This is a genomic window from Microvirga sp. HS2 (assembly GCF_055792805.1).
This window is the reverse complement of record NZ_JBVVAJ010000037.1, coordinates 19,264-44,723: the sequence shown is the minus strand read 5'-3', so window position 1 is coordinate 44,723 and position 25,460 is coordinate 19,264. Positions and strand designations below refer to the sequence as shown.

The 25,460-nt window shown below is 59.0% G+C and carries 18 protein-coding genes and 5 pseudogenes; 16 read left to right on the top strand and 7 right to left on the bottom strand.

The features are described 5' to 3' along the window. Positions 1-507 precede the first annotated feature (507 nt). Positions 508-729 (bottom strand): annotated as a pseudogene (locus ACS5Q0_RS22950) (IS6 family transposase); the annotation flags it as partial. Between the two features lie 74 nt (positions 730-803). Between ACS5Q0_RS22950 and ACS5Q0_RS22945 the strand changes: the two are divergent. The 4 genes and pseudogenes from ACS5Q0_RS22945 to ACS5Q0_RS22930 all read left to right on the top strand — a co-directional run bounded on the left by ACS5Q0_RS22945 (position 804) and on the right by ACS5Q0_RS22930 (position 5,065). Next, positions 804-2,234, top strand: a complete 1,431-nt coding sequence (locus ACS5Q0_RS22945; protein WP_473128968.1) for an NAD(P)(+) transhydrogenase (Re/Si-specific) subunit beta — start codon at positions 804-806, stop codon at positions 2,232-2,234. 283 nt (positions 2,235-2,517) lie between these two features. Beyond that, positions 2,518-3,369: a sulfite exporter TauE/SafE family protein gene (locus ACS5Q0_RS22940; RefSeq protein ID WP_473128967.1), complete on the top strand. Its 852-nt coding sequence runs from the start codon at positions 2,518-2,520 to the stop codon at positions 3,367-3,369. A 133-nt stretch (positions 3,370-3,502) separates the two neighbouring features. Further along, a pseudogene (locus tag ACS5Q0_RS22935) lies at positions 3,503-4,202 on the top strand (IS6 family transposase). Positions 4,203-4,621: 419 nt separating this feature from the next. Then, positions 4,622-5,065 carry a hypothetical protein gene (locus ACS5Q0_RS22930; RefSeq protein ID WP_473128966.1) on the top strand — a complete coding sequence of 148 codons (444 nt, stop codon included), beginning with the start codon at positions 4,622-4,624 and terminating at the stop codon, positions 5,063-5,065. Positions 5,066-5,080: 15 nt separating this feature from the next. On the opposite strand, the gene ACS5Q0_RS22925 is transcribed toward ACS5Q0_RS22930, so the two are convergent. Further along, on the bottom strand, positions 5,081-5,389 hold the full coding sequence (locus ACS5Q0_RS22925) for a hypothetical protein (protein ID WP_473128965.1): 309 nt from the start codon (positions 5,387-5,389) through the stop codon (positions 5,081-5,083). Between the two features lie 6 nt (positions 5,390-5,395). Here ACS5Q0_RS22925 and ACS5Q0_RS22920 point away from each other — a divergent pair, with 6 nt between their 5' ends. Both ACS5Q0_RS22920 and ACS5Q0_RS22915 read left to right on the top strand, forming a co-directional pair. Beyond that, entirely contained in the window at positions 5,396-6,805 is a 1,410-nt protein-coding gene (locus ACS5Q0_RS22920; protein WP_473128964.1) for an amidohydrolase, read from the top strand. A 108-nt stretch (positions 6,806-6,913) separates the two neighbouring features. Then, positions 6,914-8,425, top strand: a complete 1,512-nt coding sequence (locus tag ACS5Q0_RS22915; protein ID WP_473128963.1) for an amidohydrolase family protein — start codon at positions 6,914-6,916, stop codon at positions 8,423-8,425. Between the two features lie 108 nt (positions 8,426-8,533). Here the strand turns inward: ACS5Q0_RS22915 and ACS5Q0_RS22910 are convergent, their stop codons facing one another. The 3 genes and pseudogenes from ACS5Q0_RS22910 to ACS5Q0_RS22900 all read right to left on the bottom strand — a co-directional run bounded on the left by ACS5Q0_RS22910 (position 8,534) and on the right by ACS5Q0_RS22900 (position 12,181). Beyond that, entirely contained in the window at positions 8,534-9,229 is a 696-nt protein-coding gene (locus tag ACS5Q0_RS22910; protein WP_473128972.1) for an IS6 family transposase, read from the bottom strand. A gap of 444 nt (positions 9,230-9,673) precedes the next feature. After that, positions 9,674-10,495: pseudogene (locus tag ACS5Q0_RS22905) on the bottom strand (IS110 family RNA-guided transposase); the annotation flags it as partial. 6 nt (positions 10,496-10,501) lie between these two features. Continuing rightward, entirely contained in the window at positions 10,502-12,181 is a 1,680-nt protein-coding gene (locus ACS5Q0_RS22900) for an IS1182 family transposase (RefSeq protein WP_473128962.1), read from the bottom strand. Between the two features lie 104 nt (positions 12,182-12,285). Between ACS5Q0_RS22900 and ACS5Q0_RS22895 the strand changes: the two are divergent. Then, positions 12,286-12,375: pseudogene (locus ACS5Q0_RS22895) on the top strand (IS5-like element ISMex42 family transposase); the annotation flags it as partial. Positions 12,376-12,459: 84 nt separating this feature from the next. Here ACS5Q0_RS22895 and ACS5Q0_RS22890 read toward each other — a convergent pair. Then, positions 12,460-14,658, bottom strand: coding sequence for a malate synthase G (locus ACS5Q0_RS22890; RefSeq protein ID WP_473128961.1), 2,199 nt, complete (start codon positions 14,656-14,658; stop codon positions 12,460-12,462). 118 nt (positions 14,659-14,776) lie between these two features. Between ACS5Q0_RS22890 and ACS5Q0_RS22885 the strand changes: the two genes are divergently transcribed. Together ACS5Q0_RS22885 and ACS5Q0_RS22880 are read left to right on the top strand one after the other, a co-directional pair. Further along, entirely contained in the window at positions 14,777-15,676 is a 900-nt protein-coding gene (locus tag ACS5Q0_RS22885) for a LysR family transcriptional regulator (protein ID WP_473128960.1), read from the top strand. Positions 15,677-16,298: 622 nt separating this feature from the next. Further along, entirely contained in the window at positions 16,299-17,000 is a 702-nt protein-coding gene (locus ACS5Q0_RS22880) for a GntR family transcriptional regulator (RefSeq protein WP_473128959.1), read from the top strand. Between the two features lie 186 nt (positions 17,001-17,186). Here the strand turns inward: ACS5Q0_RS22880 and ACS5Q0_RS22875 are convergent. Continuing rightward, a pseudogene (locus ACS5Q0_RS22875) lies at positions 17,187-17,321 on the bottom strand (integrase core domain-containing protein); the annotation flags it as partial. 458 nt (positions 17,322-17,779) lie between these two features. On the opposite strand from ACS5Q0_RS22875, the gene ACS5Q0_RS22870 reads away from it, so the two are divergent. From ACS5Q0_RS22870 to ACS5Q0_RS22840, 7 genes are all read left to right on the top strand, one after another. After that, positions 17,780-18,706, top strand: a complete 927-nt coding sequence (locus ACS5Q0_RS22870) for an allantoinase PuuE (protein WP_473128958.1) — start codon at positions 17,780-17,782, stop codon at positions 18,704-18,706. Then, the gene (locus tag ACS5Q0_RS22865; protein ID WP_473128957.1) at positions 18,618-19,157 is read left to right on the top strand and encodes an ureidoglycolate lyase; all 540 of its coding nucleotides are present in this window, start codon (positions 18,618-18,620) and stop codon (positions 19,155-19,157) included. The genes ACS5Q0_RS22870 and ACS5Q0_RS22865 overlap by 89 nt, the downstream gene beginning before the upstream one ends. 84 nt (positions 19,158-19,241) lie before the next feature. Continuing rightward, entirely contained in the window at positions 19,242-20,831 is a 1,590-nt protein-coding gene (locus ACS5Q0_RS22860; protein WP_473128956.1) for an ABC transporter substrate-binding protein, read from the top strand. A gap of 124 nt (positions 20,832-20,955) precedes the next feature. Continuing rightward, positions 20,956-22,002, top strand: coding sequence for an ABC transporter permease (locus tag ACS5Q0_RS22855; protein ID WP_473128955.1), 1,047 nt, complete (start codon positions 20,956-20,958; stop codon positions 22,000-22,002). Continuing rightward, positions 21,999-22,880: an ABC transporter permease gene (locus ACS5Q0_RS22850; RefSeq protein ID WP_473128954.1), complete on the top strand. Its 882-nt coding sequence runs from the start codon at positions 21,999-22,001 to the stop codon at positions 22,878-22,880. Before ACS5Q0_RS22855 ends, ACS5Q0_RS22850 begins: the two co-directional genes overlap by 4 nt. Continuing rightward, on the top strand, positions 22,877-24,541 hold the full coding sequence (locus tag ACS5Q0_RS22845) for an ATP-binding cassette domain-containing protein (protein WP_473128953.1): 1,665 nt from the start codon (positions 22,877-22,879) through the stop codon (positions 24,539-24,541). Before ACS5Q0_RS22850 ends, ACS5Q0_RS22845 begins: the two co-directional genes overlap by 4 nt. Then, positions 24,541-25,458 carry an NAD-dependent epimerase/dehydratase family protein gene (locus ACS5Q0_RS22840; RefSeq protein ID WP_473128952.1) on the top strand — a complete coding sequence of 306 codons (918 nt, stop codon included), beginning with the start codon at positions 24,541-24,543 and terminating at the stop codon, positions 25,456-25,458. The genes ACS5Q0_RS22845 and ACS5Q0_RS22840 overlap by 1 nt, the downstream gene beginning before the upstream one ends. The last annotated feature ends 2 nt before the right edge of the window (positions 25,459-25,460 follow it).

Genomic DNA, 25,460 nt, shown 5'->3' with positions numbered 1-25,460 from the left:
GCGGCGGAACACTGCAGCCCCTTCGGTCCAGTCCCATTACAGAACCTTCCTCCCTACTACGGGCTGCTCCGCCCCTGTGCCCCGCATCGGTACTCGGGTCCTTGCGGTTTTTGCCGCTTGGACGTCTCCCTTGGCAGCGGGACGACAGGTTCTCACGTTCCGTACAAGAGCCTGATCCGGCTTCACGCCGCCTACATGCCGGATGTCGCTCGGGCGGTCTTCAGGACAGCCCCCGAACTGATCCCGGGGCCTCGACGACTTCCCGGTTTTGACATCACCTTTGGCATTTCGACACGTCATCAGCGGTTCGCTTTCGCTCGCCTCTCCGGATTGTACCTGACGGGACTTCAGCCCCGCCTTTGGCTGCAACGCTCACCACGGTCGCTCTTGACGGCCGCAGCTTGCAGGGGTTTGAGGCCGACACCTGACTGCAGACCTCGAGGGGCCAACCCTCATCTCTTGTACAGCTCCACATCTCCTCCTTCAGAAATGTGTTCGTGACACACCGTCGAGATGCCACCTTCTGGTGACCGGGCGCCTGCGCCGATTGAACTGCTCCAGCAGGAGCGGGGCATAGTGGACGGTCCAGCGATGAATGGTCGTGTGGTCAACGGAGATGCCGCGCTCAGCCATCATCTCCTCGAGATCCCGCAGACTAAGGCTATAAGCGAAATACCATCTTACGCACAGCAAGATCACTGAGCGGTCGAAATGACGTCCTTTGAACATCGTGCACCTCCGGAGCTGACCGGAGGCATAGACCGAACGCAGTTACTGATGGGTTTGCAACAAATCCTCTCCCGATGAGCTTTGGTCTTGTCTCCGCCGCCTATGTGGCGGCCGCCATCCTGTTCATCCTCTCCCTCGGTGGCCTGTCGGGCCAGGAGAGCGCCAAACGCGCCGTCTGGTACGGCATGGCCGGCATGGCGCTCGCCGTGGCCGCGACCGTGCTCGGTCCCGGCGTCGGCAACTACGCGGTCATCGCTGTCATGCTGGTGATCGGCTCCTGCCTGGGCTGGTACGTGGCCAAGAAGGTCGAGATGACCGCGATGCCGCAGCTGGTGGCAGCATTGCACTCCTTCGTCGGTCTCGCGGCCGTGTTCATCGGCTTCAACGCCGACCTCGAGCTCACCCGCGTGCTCGCCCTCGACGAGGCCTCGCGGCAGGCGCTCACCGGCTTTGCCGGAGTGCTGGCGCACAAAACCGGCGTGGAGATCGCGATCCTGCGGGTGGAGGTGTTTCTGGGCGTGTTCATCGGGGCGGTGACGTTTACCGGCTCGGTGATTGCGTTTAGCAAGCTCGCCGGCAAGGTTGATGGCAAGGCTCGCAAGCTGCCTGGCGGCCATGGGTTGAATGCAGTGGCCGTCTTGGCTTCGCTCGTCCTGCTGGTGCTGTACGTCAACGGTGCTGGTATCTGGGCTTTGGTGGCGATGACCCTGCTGGCGTTCTTCATCGGCTACCACCTGATCATGGGCATCGGCGGCGCCGACATGCCGGTGGTGGTGTCGATGCTCAACTCCTACTCCGGCTGGGCCGCCGCCGCGATCGGCTTCACCCTCGGCAATGACCTGCTGATCGTCACCGGTGCTCTGGTCGGCTCCTCGGGTGCGATCCTGTCGTACATCATGTGCAAGGCCATGAACCGCAGCTTCATCTCCGTGATCCTGGGCGGGTTTGGCGCCACCACGGGTCCGGTGATGGCGATTGCCGGCGAGCAGATCGCCATCGATGCCGATGGCGTGGCCACAGCCCTGGAGGAGGCCGATAGTGTCGTGATCGTGCCCGGCTATGGCATGGCCGTGGCGCAGGCGCAGCAATCGGTGTCGGAGCTGACGCGCCGACTCCGGGCCAAGGGCAAGAGCGTGCGCTTTGCCATCCATCCGGTGGCCGGCCGCCTGCCGGGGCACATGAACGTGCTCCTGGCTGAGGCCAAGGTGCCCTACGACATCGTGCTGGAGATGGACGAGATCAACGACGACTTCGCTGACACCGACGTGGTGATCGTGATTGGCTCGAACGACATCGTGAACCCGGCCGCCCAGGAGGATCCGAACAGCCCGATCGCCGGCATGCCGGTGCTGGAGGTGTGGAAGGCCAAGCAGGTGTTCGTCTCAAAGCGCGGGCAGGGCACCGGCTATTCCGGGATCGAGAACCCGCTGTTCTACAAGGAGAACACGCGCATGTTCTACGGCGACGCCAAAACCAGCATCGATCAACTCGTGCAGGTGATCTGAAGCTCACCGTCGAAAGGATCGTCTTGATGATTCTTCTCCGCCGATCCAATGCGCCATCGCTTAAGATCCTGTTGCTGCCGGGGTAGGGTGATCGCGCCTCCTATGTGACCGGTGCGAGCATCCGGGCTATCGGTGGCCCCGTCCGCTCCGCGTAACAGGTACAATAAAGAGTTGCTGCTCGGCTCCATGCCGAGCACAAATAGTGTGCTGTTTACTCAGGCCTCCACTCGTATCCGTAACCTGCCGTACCCCCAAGAACGCGGTTTATTTGACGAGAAGTCCAGTGTTCGACATTAGTTTGTACAACTTGGCCTGGCTCGTGGTCGCGCTGCTCGCGGCCGGCGCTCTCACCGGGCTCCTCGCGGGCGTATTCGGCGTCGGCGGCGGCGCGGTCGCGGTGCCGATCCTCTATGAGCTGTTCCGGATGCTCGGGGTGCCGGACGAGGTGCGGATGCCGCTCTGCGTCGGCACGTCCCTCGCCATCATCATTCCCACCTCCATCCGCTCCTTCAATGCGCACCGCGCCAAGGGCGCGGTCGACATGTCGATCCTGAGGGTGTGGGCCGTGCCCGTCGTGCTGGGGGTCGTGGCCGGCAGCTTCATCGCGCGGTTCGCGCCGGCCGAGCTGTTCAAGGGCGTGTTCGTGGTGGTGGCGGGCATCTCCGCCATTCGCCTGCTCTTCGGCAAGGATACCTGGCGGCTCGGCCTCGACATGCCCGCCAAGCCGGTCATGGTGGCCTATGGCGGGCTCATCGGCGTGCTCTCCGCGCTCATGGGGATCGGCGGCGGACAGCTCTCCAACCTGTTCATGACCTTCTACAACCGGCCTATCCATCAGGCGGTGGCGACCTCGTCCGGCCTCGGTGTCCTGATCTCGATTCCCGGTGCGATCGGCTATGTCTATGCGGGCTGGCCGCACATGGCGGATTACCCGAACGTCGTCGCCTTCCAGCCGCCCCTGGCGCTGGGCTACATATCGCTGATCGGTCTTCTTCTCTTCATTCCCACCAGCACCTGGATGGCGCCCGTGGGCGCGCGGCTCGCTCATCGCCTTTCGAAGCGCCGGCTCGAAGTCGCCTTCGGCATCTTCCTGGTGCTGGTCTGCGCCAGATTCGCTGGTAGCTTAATGTCTTGAGGGTTCTGTCGTAAATCCTGACTGAAGTTGAAGGGCAGTAACGAACTTCGCTCAGCTTCATACTGCGAGCAGTTTGATCGGCACTGTTAGGGGAGGTGCTGACAGATAAGATTGATGCGCGGTAGCATACGGAATGCAGCTCGTCTCTTCTGCTTGTCACAAACTTCCACCCGAGAGCATCCGGCACGCTGTCTAGCTGCACATGCGATTCACCATCAGCCACCCAGATGTTGCGGAGCTCCTGTCCGAACGCGGGCTGGAGATTTCGTGCGAGACCGTCCGATGGCGGGTCCTCAAGTTCGGATCTGCCTTCGTCCGCAACTTACATCGGCTACGGCCTCGTCCGACAGACACTTGGCAATATTTGGACGAGATTGTCGTCTCCGTTCAGGGGCAGTGCATGTATCTCTGGCGAGCCATTGATAGCAATGGGCGAGATCCTGGACATTCTCATACAGTCTGGGGGAGATAAAGCAGCCGCCCTAAAACCTATGCGCACACTGGTGAGGAAGCAGGGTTTCGCAGCAAAAGTGCTCGTGACCGATAAACTGCCGTCCTATCGAGCAGCACTCCGGGAACTCGCTTTGACAGCTCACCATGAGCAAGGCTTGCGCAAGAACAAAAGGATAGAGAACTCGCATGAGGTGATGCGACGACGCGAGCGGAAGATGGAGGGCTTCAAATGATCCGGACTGGACCAGCGTCTCCCCTCAGTCCATGCCTCGGACTACAAAACCTTCAGCCATCAACTCTACCTCATTTCCCGCCGCACCCTACGCCTCTTCAGAGCTGCAGCAGCGGAGCAGTGGACGAATGCAGCTGCTGCCGCTTGAAGAGGGCTGAGCTCCTAGCTTCTCGGCAAGTTCAACCCGTTCTCATGATAAGGCCCCCTCAGAGAGCGGGTGATATGCGTCCTCCGAAGTGAAGTCTAAACGGGGATCGAGCCTTTCTGAATGAGTTCAGAGAGAAGCGCGACTGCTCCCGCCGTCCAGACCTTCCAGGCCAGCTCTGTATGTATGTCCAGCCATGCAAGTCGGACATGAGCAGAGAACACTCATGTTGTATTTCTCAGAATCTACGATCGCAGCTTGACATTGCTTTGCTTAAAGCTTCAAATATCTCGAAAGACAGAAAATATTGGGGCTGGGGCAGTTCGAGATACCGATTTACAAGTGCAGCCGAAACCCAATTCGGGCAGGTCGGGCGCTTGGAGAACTGGACACGTGCAATTAAGGGATCAGGAGGTCTCACCATGTTGCGCTCAACCAAGATTTTCTGCCATGAGGTTGTGCCTCAACTCGATCGCCGCGCCGTTCTGGCCGGGCTCGCAGGTCTCATCACTCTCACCCCTCTCGCCAGCGCCCATGCAAAGGACGAACTGCCTCTGGCCAACCTTGTTGGACCCGATGGGCAGGCTTCCGAACTCGCACGATCTATGACAGGCCAGACAGTCAGGATCCGGGGCTATCTGGCACCAAGCCTCGATGGACGTGAGTTCGCCCTCTCCGAATCCTCGCCAGGTGCCTGCCAGCTCTGCGGCGCGATCCATGATCCGGGTGCGACGATCACAATCCGTTCCGCTTCCACCGAAGGCGCTCTGCCGATCTTCGAACCTGTCCTCGTTGAGGGCCAACTCGCGGTGACCGGGCCAGCCGCTACAGTAGTCCTGTTAGACGCCAAGACGCGCACGCTCTGAGCCTGCACAGTTCTCCTACTCGAGAGACCAGGAACGTCCATCATGATCAGCATTCGTGCGCGTCACCTCTTGACCGCCAGCTTTCTGCTTGCCGGCTCCCTGCTCGCTGGATCGGCCTGGGCACAGCCTGCCGATCTTATCCTTCACAATGGCAAGATCGTCACCGTCGACAAGAACTTCACCACCACCGAGGCTGTGGCTGTCCGCGGCGATCGCTTTGTTGCCGTTGGCGATAATGCAACCGTGCTCAAGGAGGCCGGTCCCAATACCCAGATCATCGATCTCGACGGGCGCACCGTCGTGCCGGGCCTGATTGATACTCATCTCCACATGTCGATGGCGGCCTTGAACCGGCCCGCCGTTAAGCTGTTGGAGGCTCGCTCGGTTGACGACGTGAGGAAGCTGATTGCCGAGCGCGTCGCCCAGACGCCGCCGGGCCAGTGGGTGATCGCCTCATCCGGTTGGCATGAGAGCCTGCTCAAAGAAGGACGCCTCCCGACCCGCTATGAGCTCGATGAGGTCTCGCCCAACAATCCAGTGTTTATCCCCCGCGGCGGACACGTTGTCACCGTCAACAGCAAGGCCCTTGAGCTTGCTGGGATCAAAAAAGACACTCCTGATCCGAAGGGCGGGGTGATCGTCCGGGATCCAGCGACCGGTGAGGCCACTGGCGTCCTTCTTGAGACGGCTGCGTACTTCGCTCGCCGTGCTCTCCCGCCGCCTCCCTCGCCCGCCGAGCACACACGCCTTCTCAGGGAGGCCATGCGAGAGCTCAACAGCTATGGTCTTGTCTCTGTCGTCGAGCCCGGAATTGATGAGCGCACCATCCAGATCTATGCGCACCTGCGCGACGCTGGCGCGATGACAATCCGCACGGATCTTCTCTATCGTGCCCTCACCAAGGAGCAGGTGCAGAAAGGTCTCGCACAAGCCTCACTTCGCTCCGATGACATGCTTCGGTTTGCTGGAATCAAGTATCCGCTCGATGGCGGCGTTGAGGGAGCACGCCTTTATGAGCCCTATCAGATTGTGCCGGGGGAACAGCCGGACCCCAACTATCGCGGCGTCCTCCTTCTGCCGCCAGGAGGAGAGGATGAATACGTCGAGGGCCTTAAACTCGCCGCTGCGGCCAAAGTCCAGGTCCAGACCCACGCCGTGGGTGACGAGACGATCGACGTCATCGTGCGCTCCTATGAGCGGGTTAATTCCGAGATGCCGATCAAGGACCTGCGCTGGACGATCATGCATGTCTTCCTCCCAACCGAGAGCGCGCTCAAGAAGATGAATGAGTTCGGCATCATGGCGACCGCACAGGACCACGCGGTGCTTCTCGGGCACAACCAGCGGCGGTGGTGGGGCGACAAACGATCAGGCTATGCCATCCCAATCCGTGCAATGCTCGATGCAGGTGTGCATGTCGGCGGTGGAACCGATGGCCCGGTTGTTCCTGTGGATCCGTTCCTGTCGATGTGGTGGATGGCAACCCGTGGTACGCTCAATGGGTATCAGCTTGGGCCAGAACAGGCGATCACAGCCCGGGAAGCACTTCAGCTCTACACCATCAACAACGCCATCGTCATGGGTGTGGAGAAGGACAGGGGCTCCATAGAAAGTGGCAAGCTCGCAGATCTGGCCGTTCTGTCCCAAGATATCCTCTCCGTACCGCCACAAGAGATCCGGGACACCAAGGCTTTGATGACTATAGTGGGCGGAGACATCGTCTACCGGTCAGGGATCTAAAGGCTAGAGGCACCCTCGCGGCCTGGCGAATCCAGCGCGGTCATGGCCCGGCAATGAGCCAGACCGCCTTTCAGATAACGTTTGGTCAAAATAATGGGAGGACGAGCGATGGCAGACATCTCACGTAAGCGCGGGAAAGCCGGCCCAGGGAACATCGGCCGCCGTGATCTCCTGCGCGGCGCAGCCGCAATTGGTGTCGCCGCAACCGGGATCGTATCTGCGGGTTCGGCAACCCGGGCCCAAGGCTCTACAGTCGGCCGCGGAGACCCAAGCCGTCCACTCCTCATCCGGGGCGGTCATATCCTCTCGATGGACACGGCCGTCGGGGATTGGGCTCAAGGTGACGTGCTCATCCGGGACGGCCGGATCGTCGATGTCGGCTCGAGACTGGATGCACCCGGCGCCGAGATCATCGATGCCTCGGATACGATCGTCATGCCCGGGTTCGTCGATACGCATTCCCATCTCTGGAATGCGTTCTTGCGCGGTTCTGTGAGGGGCGACGACAGAATCCGCGGGTACTTTCCCACCACCAATAGGGCAGCTCCATTATGCACGCCTGATGATGCCTACACATCAGCTCGGCTCGCGAGCATGGAGGCCGCTCTCTCAGGCGTCACCTGCATCAACAACTTCTCGCACAACACCCGCTCCGTGGCGCATGCCGAAGCCGAAATCCGCGCATCGATGGACGTCGGCACGCGAACTCGTTTTTCCTACGGAACGCCTGGTCGAGGAGAAAAGCTCGATCGTGATGGTGTCGCCAAAGTGAAAGAGCAATGGGGCTCGGAGACCGGTCTCTTAAAACTCGGCGTGAATCTTCAACTTCCTCCAGCGGAAGTCCTCATGTCAGGTGGTGAGGATGCCAACTTTGTAGAGGAGATTGAGTTTGCGCGAGCGCACGGTCTGCCGATCTCACTGCACTATGGCAACACCGCACACGGGCTCGTCAGCTTTCTCGACCGGCGCGGTCTGCTTGGTCCGGACATTCTGATGATCCACACCCAAGGGTTCACGCCCGAAGAGCGGGCCACCATGGTCGCCAGAAACGTGCAGTTCTCGATGTCGCCAGCCATTGAGATCCCGTATTCAACTGTCCGGAACGGCTACATCCAGTTCGCGGAGCTGGAGCAGCTGGGGGCGAACCTCAGTCTCTCTGTAGACGCTTCTAGTGCCTCGGCAAACTACGATTTCTTCACCGCTATGCGTGCATTGCAGTGGTCGCATAAGCAGCGGTCGGACGTGGACAGGACGCTGGAACCAAAGCGGATCGTCGAAATCGCGACAATTGGCGGGGCGACAGCTCTTCAGCTCGATCAGGAAATCGGATCGTTAACATCGGGTAAGCGGGCTGACATCATTCTCATCCGAAAGACCGACATCAACATGGTGCCGGTGATCGACCCCTACTACTCCCTCGTATATTCGGGAGGACCAGGGAACGTGAAGACTGTCATTATCGACGGCAGCATCGTGATCCGTGACGGGAAACATAAAACACTGGACATTTCCGAGGTGGCCAGGGCAGCCGACCAGGCGGGTCGCGCGATGCACGCGAAGCTGGAACAAATTATCGAAAGCGGCAAGGAAGACAGCGCCGGCATGAATAGAAAGGGCTGACAGATCGCCAGTGAGAGGCGCAGGGAAGACGTCGTGCTCTCGTCTGCGCACTGGTTGCGTCGCAAATTTGGAGCAGAGACGCGAAGATGGCCGACGCTCCGTTACAGGTCAGGCGGCAAGCAAATCGAACTGCTCTGCCAGTGAAGGCTGCGGACTGCAGGTATACTTCGCCTGTCCTTTCCGCATCATGTGTACCATCTCAATGCCATCCAAGATCGCCCGAGCGGACGCCATCGATTTGAATCCGAGCATCGGTCGAACCCGCCGCTTAATAGCGCGATGATCCTGTTCGATACGATTGTTGAGGTAGCGACTCTGCCGGATTCGGATTGGCTTCAGTCCGCGTCTTGACCGATCCTGGAGCCGGTCAGTGGTATCGCAAGATAGGATCGCCTCGTTCGTTTGGCTGCCATCGATCACGATCTGCCCGGGCCGGCCGTGGCGCTTGAGCGCCTTGCGCAGGAAATGCTTGGCCGCGGTGAGATTGCGCCGCTCGCTGAACCAGAACTCGACCGTATCGCCATTGCTGTCGATGGCGCGGTAGAGATACGTCCAACACCCGCGGGCATTGATATAAGTTTCGTCGATATGCCACCTGCCGATGACCGAGCGCTTGCGCCGATTGAACCGCTCCAGCGATTCGGGCGAGTAACGAACAACCCAGCGATGCACCAACGCGTGGTCGACCGAGACACCCGGCTCCGCCATCATCTCCTCCAGATTACGGAGGCTGAGATTGTAGTCCAGATACCATCGGACGCAGAGCAGGATCACGGATCGATCAAAATGCCCGCCCTTGAATATCACGCACCTCCAGAGCCTCCGGATGCGTATACCGAACTGAGTTACCGGTAGGTTTGCGACATGTGTGGACGCCCAGCAAAACGCAAGAGAAATCTTCAGGTTTGATGAAGCGCGTGGTCAGATGCGGACATGTGTGCGGCCTCACATGGGGATTTGTGAGTCAACGTTTTTCAAATCAGGTCATCCGTCGATCTCCAGCGTCCGTTTTGGATCTCAGGTCTAAGCCCTTGCATGATCTGGACCGCTCCCAGTCCAGTTCAACCTCACATTCGGTCGCCGCTCAGGTCGGCTGCACCACGATCCCGCTTGCGGCGGAGAGGGCTCAGGAGGACGCGACCCTTCTTTGCTACGGCGTTTTCAGGCCAAGCCGCACATCGGTTCGTCCACCTGGATCCACCGGGATCAATCACACCCGGAAGATTGGAGTAAGGGGAGCACCGGGAGCTAGGCTGTCTTTATGGCCGCGCCCTCAATCGCAACCCCGGCGGTGACATACTTCCACAGCGCGATCAGGAGCTTTCGGGCCAGAGCCACGATCATCGTTTTCCGACCGCCGCTGCCCTGGAGCTTCACACGCGCTTGGAACCATTGGGTCAGCCGGGAGTGCGGCTGATGGCGGATCCAGAGCCAGGCCAGCTGGATCATGGTCGTTCGCAGCCGTGGATTGCCCGCTTTCGAAATGCCTTGCTCATGGCTGATAGACCCACTCCGCCACGGCGTGGGAGCCAATCCGGCATAAGCGGCGACCTGCTTGCGACTGGAAAACGTCCGGAACAACCCCTCCGACCAGAGCACATGGGCAAACTCCGCCCCGAAGCCCTTCAACTCCATCAACATTGCCGTCGCGGTGGGAGCCTCACGGCTCTGCTGCGTCGGAGACAGCACGACATCCCGCTCAGCCTCTACGGCGCTGATCTGTTCAAGGGTCAGTTCAAGGCGATCCAACTCGCGGCTGATCTGAGCCTTCAGCTGCTTGGGCAAGGGGCGGCCATCTCCGCTCCGCAGATCGTCAAGGCGGGTGCGGCGGTTACGATGCAGAGGTTTGTAGTCGCGGATACCCTGCGCGAATAGCAGCCCCTTGATGCGATTGACGTGTTGAACCCGTTCGGCAATGAGGGTCTGGCGCTCCCGACCAACGCGGCGGCGGTCCTCCTCCTCAGGTGTGGGGGCGTGGACCATGGCACAGACGCGCGGCTCACCGCGCTTGTAGGCCAGCAAGGTGCGCACCAGGGCCTTGGAGTTGCTTCGCTTTTGATACTGCTGGCGAATTCATCATGCTGGGACGGGAGCCATCATGAGCCTGGTAAAGGCGGATTGCCGGGTTCGTGCGAGCGGCGTGCCAGCGAACCAGGCCCCTAATCGGATGAGGTTCATGGCCGCCGCCGTCAGTACGTGTTGCAGATGTGTTTTGGCGAGGCCGAGATAGCGCGAGCGCCGCAGATGCAGGACCCGGACGCCCGCTGAGATCGTGCCCTCGATGCCAGCCCGCCACTGATATTCTCGTGCGAAGTTTGGCTGTGCTTCACGATCCCGAGCCGCCTCCAGCGTCTCGTGTTCCTCGCGTGGTCGGAGCGTGAGCAGGCGCCGCCCGCTTCGGGTATACTGTGTCTTCAAGGGACAAGGTCGACAATCTGTTGTCGAGAAGCGGACTTTGAACGCGGTTCGCCCCTGATGGTAGTCGGGGCTCCAGCTCTTGCTCTGATGCCCGGCCGGGCAGGTCGCGACTTCCCGCTCCCAATCGAGGAGGAAGTCCTGCACCGTGAAGCCTTCTCCTGAACGGGCCTGCCACTGATAATCCTTGGGAGCCGGCCCTAAAAGCGTGACGCCTTTCTTCCTGCTGCCCACAAGCTGGTCGGCCGCGACATAGCCGGCATCGGCCAGATGAGTCTCGGGCAACAGGCCCTTGGCTTCGAGCGCCGCATGGATGTCTTCGAGAGCGTCGCGATCAACGACAGGGGCCGGCGTGGTCTCCACATGCGTGATCAGGTGCGGTCCGCCCTCGTCGCATGCCTCGGTCAGATGCACTTTGTAGCCAATCCAGATCGTTGATTGCTTCCTGGCGTAGTGCACCTCCGGATCATAGGGCGAGGCGAGCATCAGCAAGGAGGGTGGAAACCCCTCCTGGTCAGTCCGCCACCGCATCCGAAGTGGCGCCTCAGTCCCTGTGGCCGGAGCATTGTCGATCAGGCAGAAATTCTGGAGCCACGCCTGCCGCAGCAACTCAACGGCCGGGATCTGCCGCAGCCATATCGGCGCGTCAGGAGCCATGATGGCCGCAAGCAACTGATCACCATCGCGACCGATCTGCTCGGCATGGGCCCGCCGCTTGGCCTCGCCTTGCGGCACTTCATGATCGCCAGCTCGCCGGTCATATCGCTCCAGCCAGGCAGGTTCGGCTTGAGCGCGCAGCCACTCGGGAGCCACTGTCGCCAAGACATTCAGGGCAGCCCGCAGCGTCTCGGTCACACATTCGAGGCGGTTCAGGAAGCGGACGGCACCGAGCACATGGGTGGAGTCGGTGCGCTGCCGGCCCCGGGCCTTGAGTAGCTTCAGGTCACGGCACAGCGTCAGGAGAGTGTCGAGCAGATGCTCCTCCGCGCCGCCTGCCACGAGACGGCCGCGGAACTCGCTGAGAACCGAAGCGTCGAAGCCAGGATCGGTCAGCTCCAACCCCAGCAGGTACTTCCAGTCGATGCGACCGCGGACAGCATCGGCCACCCGCCGGTCGGAGAGGTTCTCGGCGAACTGGAGCAGAGTCACCAGCGCCAGCCGCCACGGGCATTCCGCCGGTTGTCCGCGTTGGGCGAAGAGCGGCGCGAACTGAGCGTCGGTGAAGATCGTTCGAAGATGGTTGCGCAGGCACAGATAGGGATTGCCCTGGGGAAAGGCTGCACGGGCGACGGTCGCGGTCGAAGTCGGAACATCACCACTCACGGTTGGGCGGAGCGACATGGAACCCTCCAGATCTGGACCCAAGCCCCTGCAGCCCCAACGCTGACCGCGCCTCAACCGCTCCACCGGATAATGAATTCGCCAGCAGTATCTGTTCCGAAGCAAGACCAGTTGCAACCCGCTACGAGAAGACGGCCTCATCGTTCATGGGCATACTCTGTCTCGCCGCTGCTCTCGACTGGCTCAAGACCTAACAGGCCGTAGGTCTAGGTCACCAAGCTCTGCCGCGCTTGTTGAGGTCCTGCCGGTGGTCAAGGCGGTAAAGTCGCAATCGGGTCCTACGTCACGCCCGCCGCCTTCGCCTCGCGGCGGCGCTCGTGGAGAATCCATTCGGTATAGCCGTTGGGCTGCGCCGCGCCCTTGAACACCAGATCGCAGGCCGCCTGGAAGGCCGGGCCGTCAAAGCCGGGCGCCATCGGCCGGTAGAGCGGATCGCCCGCATTCTGCCGGTCCACCACTTCCGCCATGCGGCGCAGGGTCTCCATCACCTGATCCTGGGTCGTGATGCCGTGGCGCAGCCAGTTGGCGACGTGCTGGCTGGAGATCCGCAAGGTCGCGCGGTCTTCCATCAGGCCCACATCGTGAATGTCCGGCACCTTCGAGCAGCCGACCCCCTGGTCGATCCAGCGCACCACATAGCCGAGAATGCCCTGGCAATTGTTGTCGAGTTCCTGCTGCACCGCGTCAGGCGCCCAGTTCGACTGGGACACCGGAATGGTGAGGATGTCGGACAGCTTGGCGGGCGCGCGCGACTTCAGTTCGGCCTGACGCTCCTGCACGTCCACCTGATGATAGTGCAGCGCATGCAACGTCGCGGCGGTCGGCGACGGCACCCAGGCCGTGTTCGCTCCCGCCCGCGGATGGCCGATCTTCTGCGCCATCATATCCGCCATCCGGTCGGGCGCCGCCCACATGCCCTTGCCGATCTGCGCATGGCCAGGCAGACCGCAGGCCAGGCCCACGTCCACGTTGTTGTCCTCGTAGGCCTTGATCCACGCGGTCGACTTCATGTCGTTCTTGCGGATCATCGGGCCAGCCTCCATCGAGGTGTGAATCTCGTCGCCCGTGCGGTCGAGGAAGCCCGTATTGATGAAGAAGATCCGCTCGCTGGCTGCCCCGATGCAGGCCTTGAGGTTCACCGTGGTGCGGCGCTCCTCGTCCATGATTCCCATCTTGAGGGTATTGCGGGCAAGCCCCAGCATGTCCTCGACGGCGGCGAACAGGTCGCTGGCGAAGGCCACCTCGTCCGGCCCGTGCATCTTGGGCTTGACGATGTAGATCGAGCCCGTGCGGCTGTTGCGGAACGCGCCCGTCCCCTTGAGATCGTGAATCGCGATCAGCGCGGTGACCGCCGCATCGAGAATCGTCTCGGGAATGTCCTGCCCCGCCTCGTCCAGAACCGCATCGGTGAACATGTGGTGGCCCACGTTGCGCACCAGCATGAGGCTGCGGCCATGCAGGCGCACCTCGCCGCCGTTGGGAGCGGTGTAGACGCGGTCCGGATGGAGCTTGCGCTCGATCACGCGCCCACCCTTCTCGAAGCTCTCGATGAGGTCGCCCTTCATCAGCCCGAGCCAGGTGCGGTAGACCTGCACCTTGTCCTCCGCGTCCACGGCAGCGACGCTGTCCTCCAGATCCATGATGGTGGAGATGGCCGATTCGATCACGAGATCGGCGACACCTGCCGCATCCTCGGCTCCGATGGGATTCGAGCGGTCGATCTGGATGTCGAGATGCAGGTTGTTGTGGCGCAGGAGAACGGACGAGGGATTGGCCGCGTCACCCTGATAGCCGGCCAGCTGGGCCGGGTCCTTCAGTCCAGTCTCGCTGCCGTCCCGGAGCTTCACCACGAGAGCGCCGCCGCGAAGCGCATAGCCCGCAGCATCCTTGTGGCTGCCATTGGCGAGGGGCGCGGCCTGATCGAGCAGCTCACGGGCGTAGGCGACCACCTTGGCTCCGCGCACCTTGTTGTAACCGCCCGAACGCGTGGCGCCGCCCTCCTCGGGAATCGCGTCCGTGCCGTAGAGGGCATCGTACAGGCTGCCCCAGCGGGCGTTGGCGGCGTTGAGCGCATAGCGGGCATTGGAGACCGGCACCACGAGCTGCGGCCCGGCGATGCGGGCGATCTCGTCGTCTACGTTCTGCGTCCTGACGGAGAAATCCTCCGGCTCTGGCAGCACATAGCCGATCTCGCGCAGGAAGCGCTCGTACCCGGCCGGGTCGAAGGGCTGTCCGGCGCGGGCGCGGTGATAGTCATCGATCTGCGCCTGGAGCTTGTCACGGATGGCCAGGAGCTCGCGGTCGCGCGGCGCGAAGTCCCTGACGAGGTCGGCCAGGCCTGTCCAGAAGGCCTCGGCCCCAATGCCTGTGCCGGGCAGGGCCTCCTGTTCAATGAAGCCGTGGAGCGGGCGAGCCACCGAAAGATCAGCGAGCGGGTTGTAGGACGGTGAGCTGTTGAGGGGCGATTGATGACTCATTGTTGTCTCCGGCACCCAACTTCCAAGCACAGGTTGGTTTTTCCACGTCATTGCTACCCTGCCAGTCTTGTGAAATGAATGGACAAAGACCCGAAACACTTTCTCCGCAAAATTGACAATGCACGATCAAAGCGATCTGGAGATTTATGAGAGCGTTGTCCGCACCCAGAGCATGACCCTGGCCGGCCGGGAACTCGGGCTGTCGACAGCCGTCGTTTCGAAGCGCCTCAAACGGCTGGAGAACCGGTTAGGAGCCCAGCTTCTCCACCGCACGACCCGCCACGTTGCCCCAACAGAGACCGGGCGAGAGTTCTATCTGCGCATCGCACCCATCGTAGACTCGATCCGCGATGCCGAAGCTGCCGCTTCACAGGGAATGCGGCTGCCCCGCGGAACACTTCGCCTTTCGGCGCCGACCTCGTTTGGCAGAATGCATGTGGCGCCGCATCTATGCGATTTTGTCAGAGGCCATCCCGGCCTGAATATCGATCTTGAGCTTTCGGACGAGTTCGTGGACATCCTAGCTGGACAATACGACTTAGCCATCCGGATTGGTGAGCTCAAGGACTCCCGGCTCATTGCACGACGGCTGGCGCCGGTCCGGCGTGTGCTCTGCGCTGCGCCCACCTATCTGGACCAGGCAGGACGTCCCGCAACGATCGGTGACCTTACCCAACACATTTGCCTAGCCACCAAACACCAGAGCCCTCTGCGTCTGCAGGGACCGGAGGGAGCGGTTTCGATTCCCGTGAAGGGGCCTCTCCAGACCAATTCGAGCGAAGTTGTGCGCGAAGCAGTAATTGCGGGACTGGGTATTGCTCTTCGATCCACTTGGGATGTCGGGTCAGAGCTGGCATCCGGTGCCCTGGAGGTGGTGCTCCCCGAGTATCATGCCTCGGCGAAGGTGGGTGTTTATGCGATTTATCCCCAAGCGGAGTTCATTCCAATAAAGGTAAAGTCATTCGTCGACTTCCTGCATAGGCTCTACCGAAGACCGTACTGGGAGGAGGCAGAGTGACTGATACCTTTCAACCCTTCTTCAGCGGATCTTGAGAGCTTCCTCAAGACGGCCCGAAGGCGGCGAGACCGCGGGCTGGCCCGCCTCAACAGCATGTACGGCTTGCTACGTTGAGAACCCGCTGTGGGGCAATGGATATGCCGGCTGCCTTGGTGTCAACAACACGGAACGCAACCGATGGAACGCACGGCCCATGCTCCGCGACGAGTTCGCTACATAGGTGTCCATCTCCTTATTAACGATGTAGTTCATATCTGAGGCGAGCTGAGGCTGTCGGGTGCTTCTCCAGCAGCAATGGCCGATCGTTCCACCACGTCGTTGACGGTACCTTTCAAAGGGTTACCGGCACATTGAGAAAGCCCTTAAGCAGCTTGGCAACAGTATAGCTACCACGTGTGGCCATCTGCGACTGAACCCGGGCAGCCTCCCAATCCATCGAGGGGTCCTCATTTTCGACTGCAAATGTAACGACGCGCGTGTGATTCCGCGAGAAATTAGCTATGATATTTTGCTTGTTATGTGTATTATGATCACATTACATATTTGCATGCGGCTGAGCATTAATACATTGTGATCTATGGAATCCTTACCTAAACGAACGATGGGCGCACTTGAGACATCTATGACAGTCAAGGAAATGAACATAAGGACGCGAGGGAAGCATCCGATTGAGGATCTCATTTACGACCGTTTTATCGATGCGATTACCGATAAGCATCTCCGCCCTGGAGAACACCTTAACGAGGTGAAGCTTGCTGAAGCCTATGGAGTGCCCCGATCACGAGTCCGGCGAGTTCTTGAGCGCCTTCGCGACGAGGACGTTGTGGTCTTCGAGCTTAACCGTGGAGCTTTCGTTTGCCGTCCGACAGTTGAGGATGCCCACCATGTTCTTGAGGCGCGTCGCGAACTCGAGTGTATTGTCGTTAGATTAGCTTGCCAGCGCGCGACTCCAAATGACATCGCGCGTTTGCGCCTTCATCTGGAGGAGGAGCGCAAAGCATACCTCGAGCGCGATCCCAGATCGTACCGTATAGCGGGTAATTTCCACTTTCTGATTGCAGAAATAGCTGGCAATCCAGTGTTTGAGAGAATGCTGTCTGTCCTCATCCGTCGGGGCATCCTAATCCAATCGGTGTATGAGCGAAATAATCGCGTTCTCTGCCTAACGCATGAGCATTCAACCCTAGTTGAGCATATTGCAAATAACCGTCCGGACGAAGCCGCTGCAGAAATGGCTCATCACTTCGAGCATATTATTTCCAGTCTCGAGCTGTCTGAGAATCGGCGCCTAGAGGTCGATGTCTACGAATTTCTTCAGACTTGAGGCCCACTCGGCGGCTTCCCAGGCGCTACCGATCAGAATTGGTGCGATCTCTACCAGCCGTCGAGGGCGGTCCGTCCACTCAATACATTCCTAGGGCTTTGACGGAGCTGCGATGCCAAATGATCACGAGCTTACGCATTGCGTAACAGGTACATTCACGAGGCCGGCGAGTAGCCTCTGTAGATCCTACTGCATGATTGTGGACGTGGGAAGTTGTTGTGCGACAACTTCCAGTATGACGGGTGTGGGCGGCCGGTAGCCTAAAGATGACTGTGGCTGCACGCGATTGTAGTACTCTCGCCAGGCGCCGATGATCACCTGAGCCCCCTCGAAGCTCTATAAGACCTCCAGCCTCAAGCGCTGGTCCCGGAACTCGGCTCCGAGATCGTAGCCCCCTTTCAGGCGAGCGCGAAAGTCTTGCCTTGGGCGAAGTGCACCCCGATCGGGTGCAACTTGGCGATGGCCTGCTCCGAACCGAACCTCTTCTTCGGCATTGGTAACTCCTTGATTCTAGATCCATTCTCTCAATCAGCCTGGTCCCATTTCACTCAGTCAAGTCACTTTGGCATATCCAAATCGCTCTCTTATCCCACTCAATAGCGATGCCGTGGTGACGAAAAGGCCTTTTGGCAGATGTGGGCGTGGTCTTCAGAGTAGGCGGACAACAAGGCATATAGACTTAAGAATATAAGCGTTGAGGATGGCTTGACGGGAACCAAATCATGAGAGCACACTCAAAGTGCACGCAATTTTGCGCACAATTTTGATGAAGGTGTGAAATGCCGCTACTATCACCGTCTTGGCCGGAACGCGATCTTGTCGGGTACGGAGAGAGACCGCCGACCGGACTATGGCCAAACGGCGCACGCCTCGCAATCAATGTGGTCGTTAACTACGAGGAAGGCTCCGAGCGCTCTTTCGCGATGGGGGATCCAGATCAAGAGCCGATGACAGAATGGGGCAGCTATGCTTTTCCAAAAGACATCCGGAACCTCGCGATGGAATCCATGTACGAGTACGGTTCACGGGTTGGTGTCTGGAGAATCCTTAATTCCTTATCCGACGCCCAAATTCCTGCAACTTTCTTCGCTTGCGCTGTCGCCTTTGAGCAAAATCCAGCAGTGGCCCGTGCCGTAGTCAAGGCAGGCCACGAAGTCTGTAGCCATGGCTACCGATGGGAGGAAGTTTTCCGTCTGACGGAAGAAGAGGAGCGGAGGCATATTCAGCTCGCCGTCGAGTCATTCGAGAAAACGTGCGGTACGCGCCCCATCGGATGGTACTGCCGATATGGAGCCAGCGTTCGGACTCGCCGTCTCATCGCAGAGGAAGGCGGCTTCCTCTATGATTCCGACGCCTACAACGATGATGTTCCTTACTTCCAAATGGTGGAAGGCCAGCGACGCCTTATTGTTCCCTATACCTGTGACGTCAACGATATCCGCTTCTGGAACTCGCCGGGTCTGTCCCAAGCCGAAGACTTTTTCGCATACATGAAAGAGACTTTTGAAGTTCTCTACGCGGAATCGGCCAAAGGACCGCGCATGATGTCGATTGGTCTACATCCGCGCATGATCGGGCGGCCCGGCCGCATTCGATCCCTCAAGCGCTTCTTCGATTATGCAAGGCAGTATACCGACGTCTGGTTCGCGACACGGGCCGATATCGCGAGAGCTTGGATCCAGCGGGAAGGGGCCAACGATGCATGAGGTAGTTACCGAGCCCATCAGTGTGGACAAGTTCCAAGCATTTGGGGACGTGATTTTCGATGCACCGTCTAGTGTGACACCACGGAATGGTCGGCCGGGTGCCGCAGCAGTTCTTGAACTACTTACCGCAAAAGGACCTTCGAACGGAGATCGCCACATCGTGGCATTAATGGAACGCCACCAGCATTCAACGCAAGCGTTCTTTCCCCTTCAGGTCAGCTCCTATCTTGTCGTGGTTGCGACAGGGACCAAGGATGGGAGACCGGATCTTTCGACGCTGCACGCGTTCCGCGTGCCGGGAACCGCCATCATACAATACCACGCTGACACTTGGCACATTCCAATGACTACTCTCGGAGGAACGGGTCTGTTCGCTATGCACATCCACAGGGATGGATCGGCCGGCGATTGTGAATTCATTGAAATTTCCCCAGTCGAAATACGGCTGTAGTGCGACGTTCCCAACTACGTTGGGCAACACCACCGGCGGCAAGCCGGCTTATCTGAGATCCAACTCTCAACAGGAGACACTGTGATGAGCTTAAAGAGATGGTCACTTACGCTTTCCGCCCTTGGTGTCGCAATTCTGACGACGACATCTACCGTCTCGGCGCAAAGCGCCAGCGAGACATTGATTGTGGCTGGACCACGGACACCGGAGTCTCTGGATCAAGAATATCCTCCGACGGAAGCCGGGCACGAGGCGCGCCGCAATATCTTCGAGCGACTCCTGGTTTATGGCATGAAAAAGGATGACAGCGGCGCCATGCTCGAGGATTTCTCTAAAATCGAAGGCGCATTGGCGGAAAGCTACGAACTCTCCCCTGATAACAAGTCCATCACTTTTCATCTTCGCAAAGGCGTCAAAAGCGCGGCCGGCAACGAGATGACGGCGAACGACGTCATGTGGACCTTTGAACGCGGCTGGAACATGAAAGCCACCTTCCACTGGTACATGACACAGATCTTGAAGATTGAAAGTTTCGACGCGTTCCAGAAGATCGACGACTATACGGTAAAGGTGACAATTCCCAATCCTTCGCTGCTTCTGGCTCGTCTTTGGGTTAACAACGACCTCGGCATCATTGACTCCGCTGAAGCAAAAAAGCATGTGACGCCTGACGATCCATGGGCGGGACGGTTCCTCTCGACTGACTCGGCGTCCTTTGCGCCTTACCATATCACTCGGTTCGCTCCGGGACAGGAAGTGATCTACGAAGCGAACCCCAACTACTACCGCGGTGCAGCCAAGCTGAAGAAGGTTATCTTCCGCGAAATGCCGACCTCCTCCAATCGGCTTGCGGCTCTCCAAGCGGGATCTATCGATGTAGCGGAATGGCTTACACCACGTGAGATCGCACTGGCATCCAAGGTCCCGTCGATTAAGGTCTGGCAGGTCTTCGGCAACTACACGCACCGCCTGGAAATGAACAATACCGTGCCTCCATTCTCTAAAGTCGAGGTCCGCCAAGCCTTGAATTATCTGGTGCCTCGCCGCGAGATCGAGTCGAGCGTCTACATGAACACTGCTCGGCCTACCAAGAGCGTAGTATCGGAGATCTATCCAGCCTACACCGAAGAAAAGTTCACCTATGAGGATAATGCCAGCAAGGCGAAGGAACTCTTGGCAAAGGCCGGCTATCCCGAAGGTTTCAAGACTGAGCTCGGTTATCGCACAGGAGAGCCCATTGAGGAGCAGATCGCCGTCATCCTGAAGACAGCTTTCGCACGAGCGGGCGTCCAAGTGGACCTTGTCAAACTGCCGGCCTCAAGTCTCGTGGAGCGCTACACCAAAGGCACGATGCCAATGTACTTCATCCGTGATATGGCGATCGTTCCGGATGCGGCCTACGTTGCAAACCTCTTCATTAACAGCAAGTCGATGGTCAACTTCGCAAAGTACAATAACGAAGAAGTCGATAAGTTAATCAACAATGCACTGACATCCACCGACGAGGCCTCTCGGGTGGCTGATATGAAACGCGTCCAGGACATTGTCATTCAGGAAGCACCCTGGGTATTCCTCTTCAATCCAGGGTATCAGCTTGCCGTCGGTTCCAAGGTAAGTGGCTTCTCCTGGTATACGCCAAACAGCAACAACTGGTACGATTTCAGCAAAAAGTAACCGAACGCGTGGTGCATCTCACCCTGCACAATTCGTTTGCCCGAACGCGGGATTAGGGGCGCAAGCGCCCCGATCCAACCTATAACGTCGCTTATTCATCCATTCTCGATCGTGGAGATCATACATGATCACAGCAGTTCGACGGGGGTGGCAGACGCTCCCGCGAAGCCTTCAGATCATTCTGTCGCGCCTCGCGCTCGTCGTCCCTCAAATGTTTGGTGTCCTTTTCGTCACCTTTTTTTTAATCCGACTGCTGCCTGGCGATCCCGCAACTCTGCTCCTTGGCAATATGGCGACACCGGAGGCTGTGGCACAATTGCGTGATCGATTAGGTCTTAATGACAGCATCTGGGCACAGTTCGTGGCCTATTGCAGCAACGTTCTGCGAGGCGACCTCGGCATCTCAATCTTCACTTCTAATCCGGTAACGGTCGACCTTATGGACCGCGCGCCCGCCACACTTGAACTCATCTTCTATGCGATGATCCTCACTGTGGTCCTTGGCGTCCTAATTGCAATCATCTCGGTCGTCCGTGCCGGTGGCGCTGTCGACATCGGTTCGCGGATCTATGGTCTCGCCGCAGGCGCAATTCCCGATTTCTGGATCGGGCTCATTCTGATCTACGTCTTCTTTACACTCCTCGGATGGGCCGCCGCCCCATTCGGCCGCATCGATGCACTACTCTCCGCGCCACCTTACGTCACCGGATTCTACACTGTCGATGCGCTCTTGGCTGGTGATCTGGAGACCTTTATGTCCGCAGCGGGACGGCTACTTCTGCCGGTGATCACGATAGCTACGGTCAACGCCGGTGCCTTGATGAAGATGACACAGAGCATCTTTTCCAGCGTTTGGCGGAGCGATTTTGTTCGGCATGCTCGCGCCTGCGGCGTTCCGGAAAACGTCATCGTACGAGCTGCGCTTCGCAACAGCCTGCCGCCGATCATTACGATCGTAGGCTTCCTCGTCGGCTTTCTCCTTGGCGCAGCCGTTCTCGTCGAAACTATTTTCTCGTGGGGCGGGCTTGGACAGTATGCAGTTCAGGCAGTCATGAGCAGCGACTATCCTGCACTGCAGGGTTTCATTCTGGTAGCTGCCGCCTTCATCCTGATTGTCTACCTCATCGTGGACATCCTCTATGAACTCGCCGATCCGAGGATAAAGATATGATCCGTCTGCCCCACGCACTCCGTCGACCGGCAGCAGTTGTTGGTCTGGCACTGCTCGTCCTGCAAATTGTCTTGATTGTTTTGGCGCCTACACTCAGTCCCTATTCGCCGGTGGAGGCTGACCCGCTCTCGGCCCTACAACCGCCCTCGCTGGCGCACTGGTTTGGAACAGACATCACAGGCATGGATGTCCTGTCGCGAGTCATTTTCGCGACACGGATCAACCTCCTGATCAGCGTCTCGTCAGTCGTCCTTGCGTTCGCGGTCGGCGTCCCGCTCGGCCTCCTCATAGGATATTATCGCGGCTTTGCCTCGAATCTTGCAATGCGGATCTTCGACTTCGTGCAGGCCTTCCCGATCTTTGTCTTAGGGATGGCGCTGGTGTCCGTCATGGGCCAGGAGATTTGGAACGTTGCGATCGTATTGGCGATCCTCTTCATTCCAATCTTTGCCCGTCTGATCCGTGCTGAGGTCCTCTCATTGCGCGAACGTCCGTTCGTCGCGGCTGCCCGCTGTAGTGGAGCGAATGATTTCGATATCATGTTCCGTCACCTCCTTCCCAATGCCTTGATGCCGGCTATGGTGCAGGTCTCCATCTCAATCGGCATGGCAATCCTTCTTACCGCAGGTCTTTCCTTCATCGGTGCAGGAGTTCGTATGCCGACGCCGGAGTGGGGGCTGATGGTATCGTCAGGGGCGCAGCAGATGATCCTGGGCGTCTGGTGGGTCTCCCTCTTTCCTGGCCTTGCCATTGTAGTCGCCGTGTTGTGCTTCGCGCTTCTCGGCGACGCAATCCGTGATCTCCTGGATCCCATGAAGGCCGGGAGAAAAACCGACGCGACTGTCCCAGCTCTCCCCGTTTCTGGAGAAGCCCGATGAGTGATTGCATGCCAATGTCACACGAAGCTCTACTCCGAGTTCGGGATCTGTCCGTCGTTTTCGAGGCGCAGGAGAGCGAGAAATTAGTTCTTCAACATGTCTCGTTCGACCTTGCTCCCAACGAAATCCTCGGCATTGTCGGGGAAACCGGCGCCGGTAAGTCTGTTCTGGCGAGAGCCATGATTGATCTCCTTCCTCCGGGCGCGCGTCGTACTCACGGCCATATCGCTTTAGAAGGCCGGTCTCTCGACGAGATGAGTGTGAAGGAGCGGCGCGCCTTACGCGGAGGCCAAATCGCACTTATCGGCACAAACGCAAAGGCGTTGCTCGATCCTGTCGAGACTGTCGGCAATCAGATTGTCCGGGTACTTCGAGCCCATCGTCGGATCTCGAAGACGGATGCCTGGAAGAAGACGATTCAGCTTCTAACGGATGTTGGGATCGTCAATCCGGAACAACGGGCACGCGCTTACCCACACGAGCTATCGGGCGGAATGGCACAGCGTGTTGTGATCGCAATGGCACTGATCACAGAGCCGAAGATTGTTCTAGCCGACGATGCCACACTGGGCTTGGATGCTACCGTTGCCGTTCAGGTCCTCGATATGCTCGTGGCGCGCTCACGAGAGAGAGGTGTGTCTGTCGTCCTCATCACGCATGATCTTGGCATTATCGCTCATTACTGCAATCGTGTGGCAATCATGCAGAGCGGTAAGATCGTCGAAATGCGTGATGTTTCGAGCTTCCTTCAGAAGCCGGAGACGCGATATAGCCAGGAATTGTTGGACGCTGCGAAGGCAAGACCGGTTCCCTCGGTGAGATTGGAAGGGTCCAGAGGGAAGCCCCTTCTCGAAGTTTCGGATCTCGTTAAGGTGTTTCCAGGCAGCCGGCCTGGAGAGACAGTGCGGGCTGTTGATGGCGTCTCCTTTTCAGTGAAGCGCGGCGAAACGTTGGCACTTGTTGGCGAGAGCGGCTCGGGCAAGACGACTATTGGTCAGTGCCTAGTTCGCCTTCTGCAGGCGACGGGTGGTAGCATCGTCTTTGACGGGCGGGATGTTACGCAATGGTCGGAAGGGCAATTCAGGCCCCTGCGCCGGCGAATCCAGATGGTATTTCAGGAACCCTATGTCGCACTGAATCCACGCTGGCGGGTGCGCCACCTTGTCGGGGAGCCACTCCGCATGCTGGAAAAAACGTCCTCTGCCGCGCGTCTCCGGCGTATTCATCATGTGCTGGATCTCGTGAACCTGCCATCACACTATGTAGACCTGTTTCCGCACGAACTCACCGCCGGAGAGCAGAAACGTATCGGTATGGCTCGTGCCCTCGTCACTGAGCCAGATTTCGTGATCTTCGATGAACCCACGACCGCGCTTGATATTCGTGTCCGTGGTCAGATCATCGATCTCGTGCGTGATTTGCAGAGCCGGATGCAGCTCTCAGCTCTGTTTATCACCCACGATCTCAACTCCGTCCGCTCGCTTGCGCACAATGTCGCCGTCATGAACCGGGGAAGGATTGTGGAAACCGGTATGATGGAGGATGTCTTTTCGGCTCCGAAAGATCCTTACACGGCAAAGCTTTTGGCAGCTGAGCTCCCCATCGAACATGAGGCTTCAATCCGGAATGTAACACCAACGCTGCGGCAGGGAGCACTTTAGTGAAGGATAGACCCATTTTAGTTACGGGGGCGTCCGGCTTAATCGGTCAGAAGGTGCTCTCTCGGCTAGCGGCTGAAGGGCGTAAGGCAGTTGGAATTGATCTAGCCGCCAAACCGGGAAATCTTCCCGTCTTAGTCGCGGACCTTGGAGACGTCCATCGCCTTCATGCTATCGCCGAGCAGGAACACATAGGCTCTGTAATCCACTGTGGTGCCGTATCGGGTCCAATGGTGATGATTGACAATCCCTATGGGATTGTGCGGGCTAACGTGGTGGGTACCGCAAATGTCATTGAACTTTCGCGGGTCCGCCGAATGCGGCGCGTCGTGTTCTGCTCCTCCACCAGCGTCTATGGCCCTACGCCTGAGCCGGTGGAAAGCTCGGGGGTGGTAGAGACCTCAATGCTTCGCCCTTCCCGTGTCTATGGAGCGACCAAGGTTGCTGCCGAGCAACTCTTGGCTGGCTACCGTCAGCAGCATGGCCTCGATGCAGTCGCCATTCGTCTCTCCTGGGTCTACGGCCCCGGAAGGACCACGGACTGTGTTATCCGCACCATGATCGAGAACGCACTAGCGGGCCGGCCAACGCGCTTGGCTTTCGGGCGTGACTTTCCGCGGCAGTTTATCCACGTTGAGGACGCCGCTGATGCGCTGTTGAAGGCGCATGATGCCGATATTTGTCCGGCCCCGGTCTATACCGCGACCGGAGATCGTTTCCTGACAATCGGAGAAGTTGCGGATATCGTAAAGACGGTCCTTCCCGGTGCCGACATTTCGGTCTCACCAGGACCGGATCCTGTCGACGACTTCCAGCACCGGTTTGATACGACGGCCATCGCGCGAGATCTCGGCTTTCGCCCTCGGTACACACTCGAGGCCGGGATCAAAGCTTACGCGATCTGGCTAGCAGCTTGCTGAAA